Genomic DNA, 20,439 nt, shown 5'->3' with positions numbered 1-20,439 from the left:
ATCTTGCGCGAGTGTGGCGTCACGCCCACCGCGTTCATATCGAATCTTCCGGTTCACGAGGTGTATTCGTGCTGCCCGAAAACATTCGATCTGCTGTTCTTTCGCGATTCGAGGAGGCTCTGGTGCACGGTACGGAGTTGGGTGGGTTCAGTGCGCGACCACAGGACGCGCAGGTCGTCGGCCTGCCGTTTCCGCTGACCCCGGCCCAGCTGGGCGTCTGGTACGCGCAGCTGCTCGACCCCGATGTCCCGATCACCATCGCCCAGTACGTCGACATCGACGGCGAGCTCGATATCGCTGTGCTGCAGCAGGTTTCGGCCGAGGCCGCGCACGCCTACGGCTCGCCGCTGGTGCGCATCGGCGAATTCGACGGTGTCCCGCACCAGTACGTCGACCACACCATCGCGGTCGAGCAGGAGCTGCCGCTGATCGATCTTCGCCACCACGACGACCCCGTGGCCGCCGCGCAGGAATGGATGCGCGCCGAGTTCGGCGCCCCCATCGACCTGCTCACCGACCGGCTGGTGGCGGGTGCGGTGCTGCGGGTCGGCGAAGCGCGGTGGTTCTGGTATCTGCGCGGCCATCACATCGTGCTCGACGGGTACGGCGCGTTCACCAACTCCCAGCGCGTCGCCGAGCTCTACACCGCGCGGATGCTCGACATCCCGGCCCGCGAGGTGGTGCCGGGCGAGCTGTCGGCGCTGGTCGAGGGCGAACAGCGGTATCGCGAAAGCACCCGTTTCCTCGGCGATCGTGAGCACTGGGCCCAGCGCATCGCGGGCCTGGACAGTCCCACCGCGCTCGACGGCCGCACCGCGCCGCGCTCGGCGATCAACCTGGTGACCGGTGGGCGCCTGTCGGAGAAATTGGTCGACCGGCTGGAAACCATTGCCGCCAGCGATGATTCGGCGATCTCCGCAGTACTCCTCGCCGCCTTCGCCGCCTACCTGGGCCGCCTCACCGACCGCCCGGACGCGGTGCTGAGCCTGCCCGTCACCGCCCGCACCACCGCGGTCATGCGCCGCTCGGCGGGGATGCTGTCCAATATCGTGCCGCTGCGACTCCCCACGGGCGCGGCGGGTTCGGCCGCTACCTGGGGTGAGCTGCTGCGCGCGGCGCGGGTGGAGGTGGCGGGTGCGCTGCGCCATCAGCGCTACCGTGCCGAGGACATCCGCCGCGACGCCGAGGACGACGGCCGCCCCGCCCGGCGTGCGCTGTTCGGTCCGCTCGCCAACTTCATGCTCTTCCGCAGTGACCTCACGCTCGGTACCACCACCGGCCGCTATCGGGTGCTGTCCACCGGTCCGATCGAGGACCTGAGTCTCAATGTCTACTACGGCGACCGCGATCGGGTGCACGTCGATTTCGAGGCCAACCCGCACCTCTACGACGCCGACACCCTGGCCAGGCATCACGCCCGATTCCTCGGTTTCCTCGAGCGCTTGGCCGCTGCCGACCTCGACACCGCGCTGAGCGCGATCGAGGTGGCGACCGAGCTGGAACTCCAGGTCAGCACGCGGATCTGGAACTCCACTCGGTTCGATGTCGATGCCGCGCTGGCCGAACGTTCGGTGCAGGCGGCCACCCTGCCCGCCCTGTTCGAAGCCCAGGTCGCGCGTACCCCCGACGATGTGGCCGTGCGGATGGCAACGTCTTCGCCCACCGAGGACGCGACGCTGACCTATCGCGAGCTGGCCCGGCGGGTCAACCGGCTCGCCCGGCGCCTGCGGGCGGACGGCATCGGCCCGGAATCGCTGGTGGCGCTGAGTATTCGGCGTTCGCCCGAACTGGTCGTGGCGATGTACGCGGTGCTCGCCGCGGGCGCGGCCTACGTGCCGATCGACCCGGATCACCCGGCCGAGCGCATCGCGCACATCCTCGCCACCGCCGCCCCGGCCGCGGTACTCACGACCACCCGCGACCGCGCGCCTGTCGACGGGCTGCCGGTGCTGACCGTGGACACGCTCGATCTGAGCGACTACGACGACGCCCCGCTGAACGATGCCGACCGCACCGTGCCGCTGCGCCCAACTCACCCCGCGTATGTCATCTTCACCTCCGGCTCCACCGGTCTGCCCAAGGGCGTCGCCGTCGAGCACGCCGCGATCGTGAACCGGCTGGTGTGGATGCAGCAGACCTACCGGCTGCACGGCGTCGACGTGGTGTTGCAGAAGACTCCGATCACATTCGATGTGTCGGTGTGGGAGTTCTTCTGGCCCTTGCAGATCGGCGCGACGCTGCTCCTGGCTGAGCCGGACGGCCACCGCGATCCCGGTTACCTGCGCCGCGTGATAGCCGAATACGGCGTCACCGTGGCACATTTCGTGCCATCGATGCTGGAAGTCTTTCTGGCCCAACAGGAAATCGCCGAGCGCACCTCGCTGCGGCTGGTCTTCGCCTCCGGTGAGGCGCTGCCCGCCGCGCCCGCCCAGCGCCTGCGGCTGCTGACCGGTGCCCGGCTCCACAATCTCTACGGCCCGACCGAGGCCGCCGTCGACGTCACCTTCCACGAGGTGAACGACAGCGACCGGGTCACGGTGCCGATCGGCGCGCCGGTGTTCAACACCCGGCTCCATGTTCTCGACTCACGGCTGCGGCCTGTTCCGGTCGGGGCTCCGGGTGAGCTGTATCTGTCGGGGGTACAGCTCGCCCGGGGTTATGTAGGACGTCCCGAGCTCACCGCCGGACGTTTCGTCGCCGCGCCCGCGGTGGTGTCCGCCGACTCCGGGCGCTCGGTCGCCGAGGGCGGATCCGGTGTCGCTGTCGTGCACCCGCTGCCGGGTGAGCGGATGTACCGCACCGGTGACCTGGTTCGCTGGACCACCAATGGTGAGCTGGAATACCTGGGGCGCACCGATTTTCAGGTGAAGCTGCGTGGTCTGCGGATCGAGCTCGGCGAGATCGAGGCCGTCCTGGAGAGCGTCGACTCCGCGGCGCGCGCCGTGGTCGTGGTCCGTGACGACGCGGGCGTCGGCGAGCAGTTGGTCGCCTATGTGGTGGAAGCCGAGCCGGGCGCGGTCGCGATCGATGATCTGCGCGAGTCCGCGCTGCGCGCGCTGCCCGCCTACATGGTGCCCGCCGCGTTCGTGCTGCTCGATGCCCTTCCGGTGAACGCGTCGGGCAAGCTCGATCGCAAGGCTCTGCCCGCACCCGTTCGCACCGTCGTCACCTACGCCGAACCGGTCGGCCCGGTGGAGCAGACGGTGGCCAGGGTGTTCGGCGAGGTACTCGGCCTCGACCGCATCGGTCGCGACGACGACTTCTTCGCCCTCGGCGGCAACAGCCTGGTGGCCACCCAGGTCGCGGCCCGCCTCGGCGCCGACCTCGGCTGCCGCCTCGGCGTGCGCGAACTGTTCGGCGCGACCACCGTCGCCCGCCTCGCCGCCGCCATCGCCGAACGTGCCGACACCGGCGTCTCGGCTCAGCTCCCCGTGCTCGCCGCTCGCCCCCGCCCGGCGCTGATCCCGCTTTCCCCCGCGCAGCAACGAATCTGGTTCCTCAACCGCTTCGACCCCTCGGCCCCCGGCTACAACATGCCGTTCGTCATCCGCCTGCGTGGCACCGCCGATCTCCCCGCCTTGGTCGCCGCGCTGCACAAGGTCGTCGACCGCCACGAGGCCCTGCGCACCGTGTTCCCCGCGGTCGACGCCCCTGGTGGCGAGGTTGCCGAGCAGGTCGTCCGCGATGCCGGGTCGGTCCGCATCGGTGATCCTGTCGCAGTGTCGGCCGCCGACCTCGACGCCGAGCTGACTCGCTTCGCTCGCGCCGGGTTCGATCTCGAACGCGAAGCTCCTTTCCGCGCGGGCATCTTCGTCGTCCCGGAGGCTGTCGACAGCGCTGTGGACAACTCCGCCTCGCGGCTCGCCGAGCCCATCGCGGACGTCCAGGCAGGGGAGTGCGTACTCGCAGTCGTGCTGCATCACATCGCGGCAGACGGCGTTTCGCTGCAGGTGCTCGTCCGCGACGTACTCACCGCCTACCGCGCCGCGGCCGACGGCGTCGATCCGGGTTGGTCGCCGCTGAGCGTGCAGTACGCCGACTATGCCCTCTGGCAGCGCGAGCTGCTCGGCGCCGAAGCCGATCCGCAATCGCTCGCCTCGCGCGAGATCTCGTTCTGGGAGCGGACTCTGGCGGGACTGCCCGACCAGCTCGAGCTGTCCTCGGCCCGGCAGCGGCCGATCGAGCCGAGCATGCGCGGCGCACGCACCGCCTTCACCATCGACGCCGACCTGCATCGGCGGCTCGCCGATCTGGCCCAGCAGGCGGGCGCCTCGCTGTTCATGGTCCTGCACACCGCGCTGGCCGTGCTCCTCGCGCGCCTGTCCGGGACCACCGACATCGCCATCGGTACCGGTGTGGCGGGCCGTGGTGACCGTGCCATCGACGACCTGATCGGCATGTTCGTCAACACCCTGGTTCTGCGCACCGAGGTCGACCCGGCGGCGAGTTTCACCGCCGCGCTCGAAGACACCCGGGAAACCGACCTGGCCGCCTTCGCCCATGCCACCGTTCCCTTCGATCGCCTGGTCGACGTCGTCAACCCGGCCCGCTCGCAGTCGCGGCACCCGCTGTTCCAGGTGGCGCTCAACTTCCAGGCCGTGCTCGACACCACCTTCGAACTGGCAGGTTCGCCGGTCACGGTGCGTGAGATCGAACTCGACATCACCAAGTTCGACCTACAGCTCACCCTCGCCGAACGACGCGGTGCCGCGGGCGAACCCGACGGCATCGACGCCGTCACCCTGTATGCCACCGACCTCTTCGACGAGCCCGAGATGCACACTCTCGGCGCGCGTTTCGTGCGACTACTGGCCGCGGCGGTCACCGCCCCCGACACTGCGGTCGGTGACCTCACGCTGCTGTCGGCGCCCGAACATGCCCAGCTCGTCGGGATGCGCGGAGCGCCGGTGACCGCCACCGGCCTGCTACCCGACCTCCTGGCCAGGGCCGTCGCGGCCGATGCGGATCGCGATGCCGTGACCGACGGCGATCGCACCCTCACCTACCGTGAACTCGACCGGGCGTCGTCACGCCTGGCCAGGGTCCTCATCGACAGTGGCATCGGTCCCGACGACGTCATCGCCGTCGGCATCCCCCGCTCCATCGAGTCGGTCCTCGCGGTGTGGGCTGTCGCCAAGTCAGGTGCGGCCTGGCTGCCCGTCGACCCGAGCTACCCGCTCGATCGGATCACCCATATGGTGACCGATTCCGGTGCACGACTGGGTCTTACAGTGTCCGAGTCGCAGCCCGCGCTGCCCGGCTCGATCGACTGGCTGGTTCTCGACGAACTGAAGCTGATGGCCGAATGCGCCGGGCGTTCCAGCGACCCCGTCACCGACGTCGAGCGCGTTCGCCCCCTGCGCACCGAGCACCTCGCCTACGTCATCTACACCTCCGGTTCCACCGGCCTGCCCAAGGGCGTACTGGTCACCCAGGCGGGCATCGCCGGTTTCGCCGCCGAGGAAACCGCCCGCATGTTCGGCTCCGCCGACGCCCGCGTCCTCCAGGTCGGCTCCCCGTCCTTCGACATCTCGGTGATGGAATTCCTGCTCGCCGTGAACTCCGCCGCGACGCTGGTGATCGCCCCGCTGGGTCGCCACGTGGGAGACGAACTGGCCCAACTGCTGTCGGAACAGCGCGTCACCCACGCGCTGATGACGCCCTCCGGCCTTGCCGTGCTCGACCCCGCTCGACTCGACGCCCTTCGCATGGTGATGGTCGGCGGTGAAGCCTGCCCGCCCGACCTGATCGCCCGCTGGACCACCGGACCCGTCCCGCGCGCGTTCGTGAACGCCTACGGCCCCTCCGAGACCACGGTCGCCACCAATATCAGTGCCCCCCTCACCGCGGATTCCCCGCTGACCCTCGGCACCCCACTGCGCGGCATCACCCAGTGGGTACTCGACGCGCGGCTGCAACCGGTCCCCACCGGTGTCGCGGGCGAGCTGTACGTCGCGGGCGCCCAGGTGGCCCGTGGCTACCGCTCCCGCGCGGCCCTCACCGCGGCGCGGTTCGTCGCCTGCCCGTGGGCGCCGTCCGGGCGCATGTACCGCACCGGCGACCTGGTCCGCTGGACCACCGAGGGCACCCTCGAGTACCTGGGTCGCAACGATGACCAGGTCAAACTCCGCGGCTTCCGGATCGAACTCGGCGAAATCGAAACCGCCCTGCTCGCCCTGCCGTCGATCCGCCAGGCCGTCGTGCTCGTCCGTGCCGACGCCCACCGTGGCGACCAGCTCGTCGCTTACCTGGTGCCCGCTGCCATCGAAGACCGAGCCGTCGGTGCGACGGCAGTGGCTCTCGATGTCGACGCGATCACCGCTGCCCTGCGCGGCACCCTCGCCCCGCACATGGTGCCCTCCGCGTTCGTCGTGATCGATGCGCTGCCGCTCACCCCCAACGGCAAGCTCGACCGCAAGGCGCTACCGGAGCCGGTGTTCACCGCGCGCGCCTTCCGTGCGCCCGCCGCGGGCATCGAGTCCGCGGTGGCTCAGGTGTTCGGCGAGGTGCTCGGGGTCGAGCAGGTCGGCGCCGACGACGACTTCTTCGCGCTCGGCGGCAACTCTCTCGTCGCCACCCAGGTGGTGTCTCGCCTCGGCGCCACGCTCGGTCGCGCGGTGTCACTGAAGGTGCTGTTCGAGGCGCCGACCGTGGCCGCATTGGCCGCCGTGCTCGGCTCCGCGGAAGCGGTCGCGCCGAGGCCCGCCCTGGTGGCAGGCGAACGGCCGCACCGGGTTCCGCTGTCGTACGCCCAGCAGCGCATGTGGTTCCTGAACCAGTTCGACGCCGAATCGGTCGCCGACAATATCGCCGCCGCCATCCGCCTGACCGGCGCCATCGACTACACCGCGATGAACGCGGCCGTCGCCGCGGTCTTCGCCAGGCACGAAGCGCTGCGGACCCGCTACCCCGCCGTCGACGGCATCCCGTTCCAGCAGGTGCTCGACGCCGACCAGCTGACGATCACCCTCGAACCGCACGCGGTCGCCCCGGTCGACCTCGACAGCCGGATCCGCGCGCTGGCCGCTGTCCCGTTCACGGTCGACCAGGAACCCCCGGTTCGCCTGCATCTGCTGCACACCGACACCGACGAGCACGTCCTCGTCATCGTGTTGCACCACATCGCCGCCGACGGCTGGTCGGTCGCACCACTGACCCGCGACGTGATGGTCGCCTACGCCGCTCACCGAGCGGGCACCGCACCCCAGTGGACGCCACTGCCGGTGCAATACGCCGACTTCGCCCTCTGGCAGCGCGATGCCCTCGGTGCCGAGGACGACGCCGACTCCTCCCTGTCGCGCCAGATCGCCTTCTGGACTACTGAACTGGCGGATCTGCCCGACCTGCTCTCGCTGCCGAGTGACCGTCCGCGCCCGGCGGTGGCCTCGGGTCGCGGTGCGCGCCAGACCTTCACCGTGCCCGCCGCGATCACCGAACGACTGCGCGGCCTCGGCGCGGATGCCGGCGCCTCGCTGTTCATGGTGCTGCACGCCGTATTCGCCGCCACACTCACCAAACTGTCCGGCCAACAGGACATCTCCATCGGCACGCCGGTTGCCGGCCGCGGTGACCAGGCGCTCGACGACCTGGTCGGCATGTTCGTCAACACGCTCGTGCTGCGGGCCCGGATCCGGCCCGACGCCACCTTCACCGAACTCCTCGGCACGGTCCGCGACAGCGACCTGCGCGCCCTGGCCAACACCGACGTCACCTTCGACCGTCTCGTCGAGGCGCTCAATCCCGAGCGCTCGACCGCGCGGCACCCGTTGTTCCAGGTGATGCTCGACTTCCAGAACAACTCCCGCACCGAACTCGAACTCGCGGGCTTGACCGCCACCGAAATCGAGATCGACACCCACACAGCGAAATTCGATCTGCACCTCACCCTGCGCGAGACCTCCGACGGACTCTTCGGCCGCTTCGAGTACGCGACGGACCTCTTCGACGCGCAGACCATCACAGATCTCGGCACCCGCTTCCTGCGGATGCTGGATACGGTGACCGCCGATCCCACCGTCGTGATCGGCGACATCGACCTGCTCGACACCGCGGAGCGCACCCACCTGCTCGACACCTGGAACGCCACCGCGTACCCGGTCGACGAGCGCATGACGCTGGTCTCGCTGTTCACCGCGCAGGCCCAGCGCACCCCGGATGCGACCGCCGTGAGCTTCGACGGCGAATCGCTGAGCTACGCCGAGCTCGCCGCCCAGGTGAATCGCCTCGCTCGCCTGCTGATCTCGATCGGTGTCCGCCCCGACCGCACCGTGGCTCTCGGTATGCGTCGCTCGACCGACCTGGTCGTCGCCATGTACGCGGTCCTCGCCGCGGGCGGCGCCTATGTGCCGCTCGACCCGGACCACCCGGCCGAGCGCATCGCCCAGGTGATCTCCGCCGCCGACCCGGTCTGCGTCCTGACCCGCGCGATCGACGACATCGACCTGTCCGCGCAGGATCGCGAGGACGCGCCCGCCACCGCTCGCCCCGCGATCCTCGACCTCGAGCAACTCGACACCACCGACTACTCGTCCGAGCCGATCACCGACGCCGACCGCCTCGCCACCCTGACTCCCGGCAACGCCGCCTACCTGATCTTCACCTCCGGCTCCACCGGTCAGCCCAAGGGCGTCGTCGTCTCCCACGCCGCCATCGTCAACCGCCTGGTGTGGATGCAGGACGCCTACCGCCTCACCCCCGACGACGTCGTCCTGCAGAAGACCCCCGCCACCTTCGACGTGTCGGTGTGGGAGTTCTTCTGGCCCTTGCAGATCGGTGCCCGCCTTCTACTGGCCCGCCCCGACGGCCACCGCGACCCGGCCTACCTGGCCCAGCTGATCGACACCGAGCAGATCACCGTCGCCCACTTCGTCCCCTCGATGCTGGCGGTCTTCGTCGCCGCGCTCGACGAAGCGAGCGATGCGACCACCGCAAGCTGCGCATCACTGCGCCTGGTGTTCGCCTCGGGCGAGGCGCTGCCGCCCACGCCCGCCCAACTGCTGCGCCGACGCACCGGTACGGCTGTGCACAACTTGTACGGCCCCACCGAGGCCGCGGTCGACGTCACCTTCCACGAGGTCAGCGACGCCGACACCGTCTCTGTCCCGATCGGCGCACCTGTGCACAACACCCGGGTGTACGTCCTCGACGGTCGACTGCATCCGGTCCCCGTCGGCGTTCCCGGCGAGCTGTACCTGGCAGGTGCTCAACTGGCGCGAGGCTACGCGGGCCGTGCCGACCTCACCGCGGACCGCTTCGTGGCCGACCCGTTCACCCCCGCCGAGCGCATGTACCGCACCGGCGACCTCGTCACGTGGACCACGGACGGTGAGCTGGAGTACTTGGGCCGCACCGACTTCCAAGTGAAGCTGCGTGGTCTGCGGATCGAACTCGGCGAGATCGAAGCCGTCCTGTCCGGACTTCCCGAGATCACCCAGGCCGCGGTCATCGTCCGCGACGACGCCCTGGTGGCGTACCTCGTCGCACCACAGCACCTCGACGTGGATGCGGTGAAGTCCACGCTGATCCGTACCCTTCCCGCCTACATGGTCCCCGCGGCGTTCGTGGTCCTCGACGAGTTCCCGCTCAATACCTCCGGCAAGCTCGACCGGAAGTTGCTGCCCGCACCGAGTTTCGAGGCTGCGGTGTTCCGTGCGCCGACCACCGAGGTCGCTCGCATCGTGGCAGCCACGTTCGCCACGGTCCTCGGTTTCCCCGCCGATCGCGAAGTCGGTCTCGACGACGACTTCTTCGCCCTCGGCGGCAACTCCCTCAATGCCACCCAGGTCGCGGCCCGTCTCGGCGCCGCCCTCGACACCCAGATCCCGGTCCGGTTGCTGTTCGACGCGCCGACCGTGGCCGACCTGGCCCACCGCTGCACCGCCCTGCGCGGTACCGGTGGCCGCCTCGAACTCACCACTCGCGAACGGCCACAGCGGATTCCGCTCTCAGCCGCTCAGCGCCGGATGTGGTTCCTCAACCGCTACCTCGCCGACGTCGACGGCATCGGCGATGCCGTCGACAACATCCCGGTCGCGCTGCGGCTCACCGGCGACCTCGATATCGCCGCTCTCGAAGCCGCCCTGGCCGACGTGGTCGCCCGCCACGAGACCCTGCGAACCAGCTACCCCGACGGCCCGGAGGGCGCCGAACAGCTGATCTCGGACACGGCAGAACTCACCCTGCGGCCCGAGGCGATCACCGAGACGGAACTGCCCGAACGCCTGTTGTCGTGCGCCGCGGTCCGATTCGACCTCACCACCGAGATCCCGCTGCGTGCGGCCTTGTTCGCGGTGCACGGCGACCACGTGCTCGTCCTGGTGGTCCACCACATCGCCGCGGACGGTTTCTCGCTCGGCCCGCTGGCCGCCGACCTGATGACCGCCTACGCCGCCCGCCGCGAAGGGACCACCCCCACCTGGACCCCGCTGCCGATCCAGTACGCCGACTACACCCTCTGGCAGCACGAAAACCTCGGTGACACGGCAGATTCCGGATCGCAGGCGCACACCCAACTGGCCTTCTGGCGCCACGGCCTGGCCGGCCTGCCCGAGCAGCTCGACCTGCCGACCGACCGTCCCCGCCCCGCCGAATCCACCTACCGTGGCGCAGTCCACCGCTTCCAGATCGACTCCGATCTGCACAGCGAACTGCGCGAACTGGCCCGCAAGCACGAGGCCACCCTGTTCAGCACCGTGCACGCGGCACTGGCCGTCCTCCTGGCGCGCCTCTCCGGCGGCACCGACATCGCCATCGGCACTCCGGTGGCGGGCCGTGGCGAGGCCGCCCTCGACGGCCTGATCGGCATGTTCGTCAACACCCTGGTCCTGCGCACCCAGATCGACCCGCGCGTCGAATTCGAGACTGCCCTCGACGCTGTCCGCGCGGGCGACCTGGACGCCCTCTCGCACGCCGACATCCCGTTCGAGCAGGTCGTGGATGCTGTCGACCCGGCGCGAGCTCGCAACCGCCACCCGCTGTTCCAGGTGGCACTGGTTCTGCAGAACTTCACCGTCCCCGCGCTGGAAGCCGCGGGGTTGCGCGTCGATCCTGTCGATTTCGATGCTGCCGTGGCGAAGTTCGACCTGCAGTTCACCGTCGGCGAATCCGACGACATCGATGGACGCGCGAACGGCATGTCGATCGACATCGCCTACGCCACCGATCTGTTCGACGAGGGCAGCGTCGCGGTGCTGGCTCGTCGCTTCACCCAGGTGCTGGCCGCCGTCGTCGCCGACCCGACCGTCGTGGTGGGCGACATCCAACTGCTCAGTGCCGAAGAGCAGCAGCGCACCCTGCACGATTGGTCGTCCACCGGCGCTTCGGTGGCCGCCGCCGACACCATGGTGGACCGATTCGCCCGCGCCGCCGCCCTCGACCCGAACGCCGTCGCCGTGAAGGCGGGCGAGCTCACCCTGAGCTACGGCGAGCTCGACGCCTGGTCCAACCGCCTGGCCCGGCGTCTCGTCGCCGCGGGTGTCGGCCCGGAATCGCTCGTAGCGGTAGCACTTCCGCGTTCGGTGGAGCTGCCCGTCGCCCTGCTCGCCGTGCTGAAGACGGGCGGCGGCTACCTGCCGATCGACCCCAACTACCCAGCCGATCGCATCGAATACGTGCTCGACGACGCCCGCCCGCACTGCGCCATCACCAACGCTGACACCGGCCTGGCGCCCGACTGGTTCGGTGGCCCGGTCATCGACCCCGACGCGGGCAACCTGTCCGACTTCGCCGCCGAACCCATGACCGACGCGGATCGGCGTACGCCCTTGACGCCCACCAATACCGCCTATGTCATCTACACCTCCGGCTCGACCGGCCGCCCCAAGGGCGTCGTCGTACCGCACGCGAATGTCGTGGCCTTGCTGGACAACACCGCGTCGCGTTTCGACTTCGGCCCCTCGGATGTGTGGACGATGTTCCACTCCTACGCCTTCGATTTCTCGGTGTGGGAGCTGTGGGGCGCCCTGCTGCACGGCGGCTCGATCGTCCTGGTCGACTACTTCACCTCCCGCTCGCCCGAACAGTTCCGCGAGCTGCTGCGCGCCGAACGCGTCACCGTGCTCAATCAGACGCCGTCAGCGTTCTACGGGCTCGTCGCCGCCGACCTGGCCACGCTCGAACCCACCGAATATGCCTTGCGCACAGTGATCTTCGGTGGCGAGGCGCTCGAACCCCAGCGTCTGGCCGGCTGGTTCGCCCGCTACCCGGACTCGCCCCGCATGGTGAACATGTACGGCATCACCGAGACCACCGTGCACGCCTCCTACCGGGAGATCACCCCGAACACGGGCTCCGCCAGCGTGATCGGTGGCGCCATCGCGGGACTGACAGTGCGCGTGCTGGATTCGCGTCTGCGCCCCGTTCCGGTCGGCGTGCCCGGCGAGATCTACGTCTCCGGACCGCAGTTGGCGCGCGGCTACCTGGGGCGGCCCGACCTGACCGCGAGCCGCTTCGTCGCCGACCCCTACGGGCCCGCCGGATCCGTCGCCTACCGCTCGGGCGACCTCGCCCGCTGGACGGTAGCGCCGGACGATCCCGCGTCGCCGACTTCGGCAGCCGCCGAACTCGAATACCTGGGCCGTGCCGACCAGCAGGTGAATCTGCGCGGCTTCCGCGTCGAGCTCGGCGAGATCGAGGCCGCGCTGCTGCGCAGTTCGGTGGCCCCGCGCGAAGTGGCGGTCCTCGTCCGTACCGACCTGGTCGACGAGCCGCGGATCGTGGCCTATCTGGTCGCGGACTCGACCCACGTCGACACCGCCGACCTGCGCAATGAACTGGCGCGGACCCTGCCCGAGCACATGCTCCCGGCCGCCGTGGTGCTGGTCGACCGCATTCCGCTCACGGTCAACGGCAAGCTCGACCGTGCCGCACTCCCGGCACCCGTCTTCGAGACCACCGCCTACCGCAAGCCCGCCACGATCACCGAGCAGATCATCGCCGACGTCTACACCGAGGTCCTCGGCCGTACCGACGGGCAGCCGGTCGGCGCCGACGACGACTTCTTCGCCCTCGGCGGCAGCTCTCTGCTGGCAGCCAAGGCCGTCGCCCGCATCGGTGCCGCCCTCGACCGGCGCGTCGGTGTGCGGACCCTGTTCGAGACGCCGCGCGTCGCCGAGTTGGCCGCCGCCGTCGACGCTCAGTCCGAGGTCGATCGGCCCGCGCTGGTGGGCCGGGCCCGTCCCGAGTTCCTTCCGCTGTCCCCGGCTCAGCAGCGGATGTGGTTCCTCAACCGCTTCGACGGCGCGTCGGTGGCCTACAACATCCCGTTCGCGCTGCGCCTGAGCGGTGCGCTCGATACCGGTGCGTTGCAGGCCGCGATGTCTGACGTGGTCGCCCGGCACGAGTCGCTGCGCACCATGTACCCGGTGTCGCCGGCCACGGGGACCGATATCGACGGCACTCCGACGCAGTCGATCGTGGCTGCCGCCGACGCCGTGGTGTCGCTGGAACCGATCGCGGTCGCCGACGCGGACCTGCCCGCGGCGATTCGCGAACTGGCCGAGACCACCTTCGACGTCACCACCGAGATTCCGGTGCGCATGCGGCTGTTCCAGGTGGCCGACACCGAATTCGTGCTGACCGCCGTCATGCACCACATCGCCGCCGACGGCTCGTCAGTCGCGCCCTTCGTGACCGACCTGATGCGGGCCTACACCGCCCGGCTCGCCGATGCCGCACCCGGTTGGGCGCCGCCCGCCGTGCAGTTCGCCGACTACGCCCTGTGGCAACGCGACCTGCTCGGTGACGAGTCCGATCCGGAATCCGTTGCCGCCCAGCAGGTTCGCTACTGGCAGACCCAGCTCGTCGGACTGCCCGATCAGCTGACCCTGCCGACCGACCGGCCACGCCCCGCCCGCCAGAGCCTGCGCGGCGACAAGGTGAGCTTCACCGTCGACGCCGATCTACACGCCGCGCTGATCGCCCTCGGGCGCGGCAACGGCGCCACGCTGTTCATGGTGGTCCACGCGGCCTTCGCGGCCCTGCTGGCCAGAGTTTCCGGCACCGCCGATATCGCCGTCGGCACCCCGAACGCGGGACGCGGCGAAGCCGAACTCGACGAGGTCATCGGTATGTTCGTCAACACCCTCGTGCTGCGCACCCAGGTCGCGGGCGACGCCGCGTTCACCGATGTGCTCGCCGCGGCACGCACCACCGATATCGCCGCCTTCTCGCACGCCGACGTGCCGTTCGAACGGTTGGTCGAGGTGCTCAACCCGGCTCGATCCACCGCAAGGCACCCGCTGTTCCAGGTCGGCTATTCGTTCCAGAACCACGAGCGTGGTCAGCTGGAACTGCCCGGCCTGACCGTCTCGAACATCGAATTCGACTCCGGCGTAGCACAGTTCGACCTGCACCTGTTCGCCCTCGACAACTACACCGCCGACGGCTCTCCGGCCGGCATCGAGATGGCCCTCGGCTATGCCACCGATCTGTTCGACGCCGCAACCGCCGAACGCTTCGTCAGTCAGCTGCGCCGGGTGCTCGAATCCGTCACCACTACACCGGATGTCGTCGTCGGCGACCTCGATGTGCTCGGCGCCGACCGCACCCTGATCCTCGAGACGTGGAACGACACCGCACATCCGGTCGAGTCGACCACCCTCGCCGAACTGGTTGCCCGCCAAGCACACCGAACCCCGGCCGCGCTCGCGCTGGTAGACGACGAGACCGGCGAATCCCTGGACTACGCCACCTTCGATGCCCAGATCAATCGTGTCGCTCGGCTCCTGATCGCCGAGGGCGTCGGCCCGGAACGCACCGTCGTGCTGGCCATGCGCCGGGGTATCGACCTCGTGATCGCCATGCACGCCGTGGTCCGGGCGGGCGGCGCGTACGTGCCGATCGACCCCGATCACCCCGTCGACCGCATCGCCGACATCGTCGCCACCGCGGCACCGCTGTGCGTGCTCACCACCGCGGTCGACGGTCTCCCGATCTCCGTCGACGTCCCCGTCTTCGAGCTGGATCACCGCGCCCTGCAAGATCTCTCGACCGAACCGGTCACCGATGTCGAGCGCATCGCCCCGCTGCGTCCGGAACACCCCGCGTACATCATCTTCACCTCGGGCTCCACCGGTCGCCCCAAGGGCGTAGCCGTCCCGCATGCCGCGATCGTCAACCAGCTCGCCTGGCTGCACGACCGCTTCGCCATGACCACCACCGATCGCGTCCTCCTGAAAACCCCTGCCACCTTCGACCTCTCGGTATGGGAGTTCTGGTCGCCCCTGAGCTCCGGCGGCGCCCTGATCGTCACCCGCCCCGGCGAAGAGCGTGACCCGGATCGGCTGCGCACCACCATGACCCGGCACGGCGTCACGGTCCTGCACGCGGTGCCGTCACTCGTCGGCATGCTCCTGACCACCGAAACCGAACTCCCGGTGTCGCTGCGCGCCGTCCTCGCCATCGGCGAGGCACTGCCCGCCGCCACCGCTACCCAGTTCCGTGCCGGCGGCACCGCCGCCGCCCTACACAACCTGTACGGCCCGACCGAGGCCGCCGTCTCGATCACCGAATACGAAGTAGCCCGTGACCCGTCGCACGTCGTTCCGATCGGCACCCCGGCGTGGAACAGCGCCGTCTACGTTCTCGACGCGCGTCTACGGCCGGTCCCGATCGGCGTAGCAGGCGAGCTCTACCTGGCAGGCGATCAACTCGCCCGCGGCTACCACGGCCGCCGCGCGCTCACCGCCGACCGCTTCGTCGCCAACCCCTTCGCCACCAGGGCAGGTGCGTCGCTCGGATCGCGGATGTACCGCACCGGCGACATCGTGCGGTGGCGTGCCGACGGCACCCTCGAGTACCTCGAACGAGCGGACTTCCAAGTCAAGATCGGTGGCTTCCGCATCGAACTCGGTGAGGTCGAGACAGCCCTGCTGCGCTGCGCCGATGTGCGGGCCGCGGTCGCCGTTGCCAAGACCGACGAGCGTGCGGGGGCGCGGCTGATCGCCTACGCGGCGGTCGCCGACCTGACCCCGGGCGACGAACAATCCGTCGCGGCCCGACTGCGCGGCGAACTCGCCGCGAGCCTGCCCGCCTACATGGTTCCCGCCGCGCTGGTGGTGCTCGACGCGCTGCCGCTCAACGCCAACGGCAAGGTCGACCGGGCCGACCTGCCCGAACCGGAGTTCGCCGAGGCGGCCTTCCGCGCCCCGGTCACCGAGGTCGAACAACTTGTCGCCCGGACTTTCGCCGAGGTGATCGGCTGCCCGACCGCCGGACTCGACGACGACTTCTTCGCTCTCGGCGGCAACTCGCTGATGGCCACCCGGCTGGCCGCGCGTCTCGGCGCCGCGCTCAGCATCCGAGTCCCGGTAGCAGCGGTCTTCGATGCCCCGACGGTGGCCGCACTGGCCGAACACCTCGCGACCGCCGATCGCACCGCCGCCCGCCCGCCGTTGACCAAACGCACCGGCGAAGGTCCCGCGGTCCTCTCGCCCGCGCAGCAACGCATGTGGGTCCTGCACCAACTGTCTCCGCAGTCCTCGGCCTATCACATCCCGGCCGCCATCCGCCTGACCGGAAACCTGGACCTGCCGGCCCTACAAGCGGCGATCGCCGACCTCCTGGCCCGCCACGACACCCTGCGCACCCGCTACCCGGACACCGCAGCCGGTCCCGTGCAACAGGTGATGCCCGCCTGGTCCGCGGCCGTCGACCTCGCCCCGATCCCGGTCGCGCCCGCCGATGTCGAAACCCGAATCGCGGCACTGGTCGCGCAGCCCTTCGACATCACGGCCGCGCCCCCGATCAGAGTCGCCCTCTACCGCCTCGCCGACAACGATCACGTCCTCGTCGTGGTGGTGCACCACATCAGTGCCGACGGCTACTCGATCGACCCGCTCACCCGAGACCTGGTGCGCGCCTACGTCGATCGCAGCCAAGGGCGTGAACCCGGCTGGAGCCCGCTGGAAATCCAGTACGGCGACTTCAGCGCCTGGCAACGAGAGTTGCTCGGCACCGAGGCCGACCCCGACAGTGTGTTCACCCAGCAGCTCACCTACTGGACCCGCGAACTCGCGGGCGCACCCGAACTGCTGGCGCTGCCGACGGACCGCCCGCGCGCGGCCCGGCGTGACATGCGCGGCGCGACGCTCGAATTCGAGATCGATGCCGAGCTCACCCGCAGCCTCGACCAGGTAGCTCGCGCCAACGGGACCACCCTGTTCACTGTGGTTCACAGCGCCCTGGCCGTTCTGCTCGCCAAACAATCCGGCAGCGCCGACATCACCATCGGCGCCCCGGTATCCGGTCGCGGCGCTCGCGAACTCGACGATCTCGTCGGCATGTTCGTCAACACCGTCGCCCTGCGCACCGAGGTCGACTCACGCGCGCCGTTCACCGATCTGCTGGCCCAGGCCAAGCGACGCGACCTGGCCGCCCTCTCCCACTCCGACGTCCCGTTCGAGCAGGTGGTCGATGCCATGGGGCGCACGCGGACCGGCGCCTACACCCCGCTGTTCCAGGTGATGCTGACCTTCCAGAACATGCCGCCGGGCGGTATCGACCTACCGGACCTACACGTTCGAACGTTGGACCCCGGCCTGACGGAAGCCAAGTTCGACCTCCACCTCACCGCCCTGCAGCGCTACGCGGACAACGGCGACCTGGACGGTCTCGATGTCCACTTCGGCTACGCCATCGACCTTTTCGACGCGTCGACAGTCGAAGCGCTGGCCGAACGGTTCCGCAAAATCCTCGCCGCCGTCGCCGCCGATCCCGCCGTGGCGGTGCGCGCCATCGACATGCGCACCGACGCCGAAAAGACCCCACCACCGAGCACCTACACCATCGCCGATCTTCCGGGCCTCGTCGGCTCGGCGGCTCGGCTCGCGCCGGCGACCGTGGCATTCGCCCACGGCGAGCACGCCATCTCCTACGGAGCACTCGACGCCAAACTCACCGCGGTGAGCAGGGCGATGGGCGCGAAGATGAAACCTGAAGCGTTGGTGAACGTCGCGCTGGCCGGCCTCGTGCCAGGCGTGCTCGCCGCACTCGGCGCGGTCGGTCTGTCTTCCACTCTGCAAACACTGGTGACCGATGCTGCCGCGGTAATCGCCGGGGCGGGGTCGGCTGACGACTCGGAAGGACAACTCTGATGTCGCACACGGATTCGGTCACGACCGCCGCCACCCTCGCCGCGCTCCTGCGTGACCTGGACGGCGACCGGCCGCGTGACCCGGCGACCCTGCTCGCCGCCTTCTCCACCTGCGCCGATAGCCAACCCGACATCCTCGCGGTGCGCGACGGCGAAATCGGCCTCACCTACGGCGAACTAGCCGAGCGTGTCGATGCCTTGGCCGCGGCTCTCATCGAACACGGCGTCGGCCCCGAGACCACCGTCGCGGTGTCGCTACCGCGCTCGGCGGAACTCGTTGTCGCCGTGCACGCGGTGCTCGCCGCGGGCGGTGCCTTCGTTCTGCTCGACCCCGCTACCCCCGCGGAAGTGCAAAGCCGCACCTCGGCGCTGGCCGCGCCGATGCTCGTCCTCACAAGCGCCCGCACGCGGCACCCGGCCGGGTTCCCGGTTCTGTACACCGACGCCACCGTCGAGATCACTCCCGACGAGCTACCAGGGCCTACCGCGGACAACCCGGCCTATCTCGTCGTCGACATCGCCGCATCGACCGCGGTCGTCGTCGGACATCGCGCGGCACAGGCGAATTCGAGCTGGCGCCAGCGCCTCTGCGGTATCGGCGCCGGTGATTCCGTGCTCTGGCACGCACCGCTGACCGGACAGGCCGCGGTAGGGGAGATGCTGCTCGCCCTGCAAACCGGTGCCACGCTGGTGGTCTCGCCGTCGGAAGTGCTCGCCGACGCGATCTCCCGAACAGGCGTGACCACAGCATGTCTCGACCACGCCGAGCTGGCCGAACTGGCGGCGCTGCCCGATGCCGAGGAACGCCTCGACTCGCTGCGCGTGGTGCTCGGCTCCGGTGGGTCATTGCTCGCGAAAACCGCTGCTGCCTTGCGCTCGGTGAGCGGAGCGACCCTGTGGCATGTGTACGGCAGGCCCGAAACCGCGGGCGAGTTCGTCGCGCACGAGGTGACCGGGGCCGATCTGGAGGTGGTCCCGTTCGGATCGGCCGCCGACGACGTCGAACTGCTGATCCTCGACGAGCACCTGTGCCCCGTCGCCGACGGTGAGATCGGCGAACTCTACGTCTCCGGTGTGCAATTGGCGCGCGGTTACGTCGGCAGGCAGGCCACCGCCGCGACCTTCCTGGCCAACCCCATCGGCCCGGTGGACGACCGCATGTTCGCCACCGGCGACCTGGTGCGGCGCAGGCCGCCGGGCGATGCCTGGACCGCCGAGATCGAATTCGTCGGCCGCATCGACGACGGGCACTATTCCGGTGCGGTGGGACTGCCGGGCGAGCTCCTACTCGACGAATTCGAAGCGCAGTCCGCCGCGACCCCTTTCGACCCGGCCGTCGTCCATGCGCCGAGCGACGGCCCGACATCGATCATCACCTACGGTGACCTCGACCGGCGCACCAACCAACTGGCCCGGCATCTGTCCGCCCTCGGTATCGGACCCGAATCCGCTGTGCTCGTGGATGTTCCACGTTCCATCGAGTTCGTGGTCGCCGCCTACGCGGTGCTCAAGGCCGGTGGCACCGTGGTGCCGATCGACACCGCGAACCCCCTGATCCCACCGGTCGTCAACCCCGCACTGGCCCTGACCGTCGCGGCCCGCGAACACCTCGGGGCCTACGACATCCCGACGGTCACGGTCGACCGGGTCGCGCTGTCGGCCTACTCCAGCGAACCGATCGCCCGCGGCGAACATCGCGCCCCGATCCTGCCGCAGCACTCCGCCCTCGTGCTGTTTCCGCCCGGCTCGACCCACAGCGTCACCATCAGCCACGCGGCCGCGGTCCACCGGGTGACCGCCATGCAGGCCCGCCACCAGCTCTCCACTCGCGACGTCTACCTGCACCAGGCCCACACCGGCGACGCCACCGCCTGGCACGGCTACCTGCTACCTCTTCGCGTCGGCGCGACCGTAGTCCTCACCGAGCCGCCCGACCCCTCCCGGTTAGCCACCCTCATCACCGCCTACGGCGTCACCACCACCGACTTCACCCCGCACTTCGCGCCCGCCCACCCCACCCACAGCGACCGCCTGTTCCGCACCAGCGAGCTCGCCCACCACGACATCGAAGGCACCCCATCAGCATTAGCCCATCTGGGCACTCTCCTCGGAAAGGCCACCCCGTGACCAACCCGTTCGACGACGACAACGCCCAGTTCTACGTTCTGGTCAACACCGAGGGTGAACACTCCCTCTGGCCCACCTTCGCCGCCGTCCCCGGCGGCTGGTCGGTAGCCTTCGGCGCCGCCCCCCGAACCTCCTGCCTGCACTACGTGGAATCCCACTGGCTCGACATGCGCCCCAACTCCCTCATCGCCGCCATGTCCAACAAGCCCTGATCTGTCAGA

3 protein-coding genes are annotated in these 20,439 nt (G+C 69.7%); all 3 read left to right on the top strand.

Annotated elements, in window-relative coordinates; genetic code table 11:
• Positions 1 to 122 precede the first annotated feature (122 nt).
• Genes OHS03_RS24815 through OHS03_RS24805 form a run of 3 tightly spaced genes read left to right on the top strand, consistent with a single transcriptional unit; the run spans position 123 to position 20,430 of the window.
• Complete coding sequence (locus OHS03_RS24815; RefSeq protein WP_328657425.1) at positions 123 to 18,092, top strand: non-ribosomal peptide synthase/polyketide synthase; 17,970 nt, start codon at positions 123 to 125, stop codon at positions 18,090 to 18,092.
• Positions 18,092 to 20,218, top strand: coding sequence for an AMP-binding protein (locus tag OHS03_RS24810; protein ID WP_328657423.1), 2,127 nt, complete (start codon positions 18,092 to 18,094; stop codon positions 20,216 to 20,218). The genes OHS03_RS24815 and OHS03_RS24810 overlap by 1 nt, the downstream gene beginning before the upstream one ends.
• On the top strand, positions 20,215 to 20,430 hold the full coding sequence (locus OHS03_RS24805) for an MbtH family protein (RefSeq protein ID WP_056814159.1): 216 nt from the start codon (positions 20,215 to 20,217) through the stop codon (positions 20,428 to 20,430). Before OHS03_RS24810 ends, OHS03_RS24805 begins: the two co-directional genes overlap by 4 nt.
• Positions 20,431 to 20,439 lie beyond the last annotated feature (9 nt).

The organism is Nocardia salmonicida, from assembly GCF_036142455.1.
Classification (GTDB): domain Bacteria; phylum Actinomycetota; class Actinomycetes; order Mycobacteriales; family Mycobacteriaceae; genus Nocardia; species Nocardia salmonicida.
This window is presented reverse-complemented; position numbering and strand designations above follow the sequence as displayed.

Excerpts from the sequence above, each read along its gene's own strand:
- OHS03_RS24810 (WP_328657423.1), top strand. The coding sequence starts at position 18,092 with ATGTCGCACACGGATTCGGTCACGACCGCCGCCACCCTCGCCGCGCTC.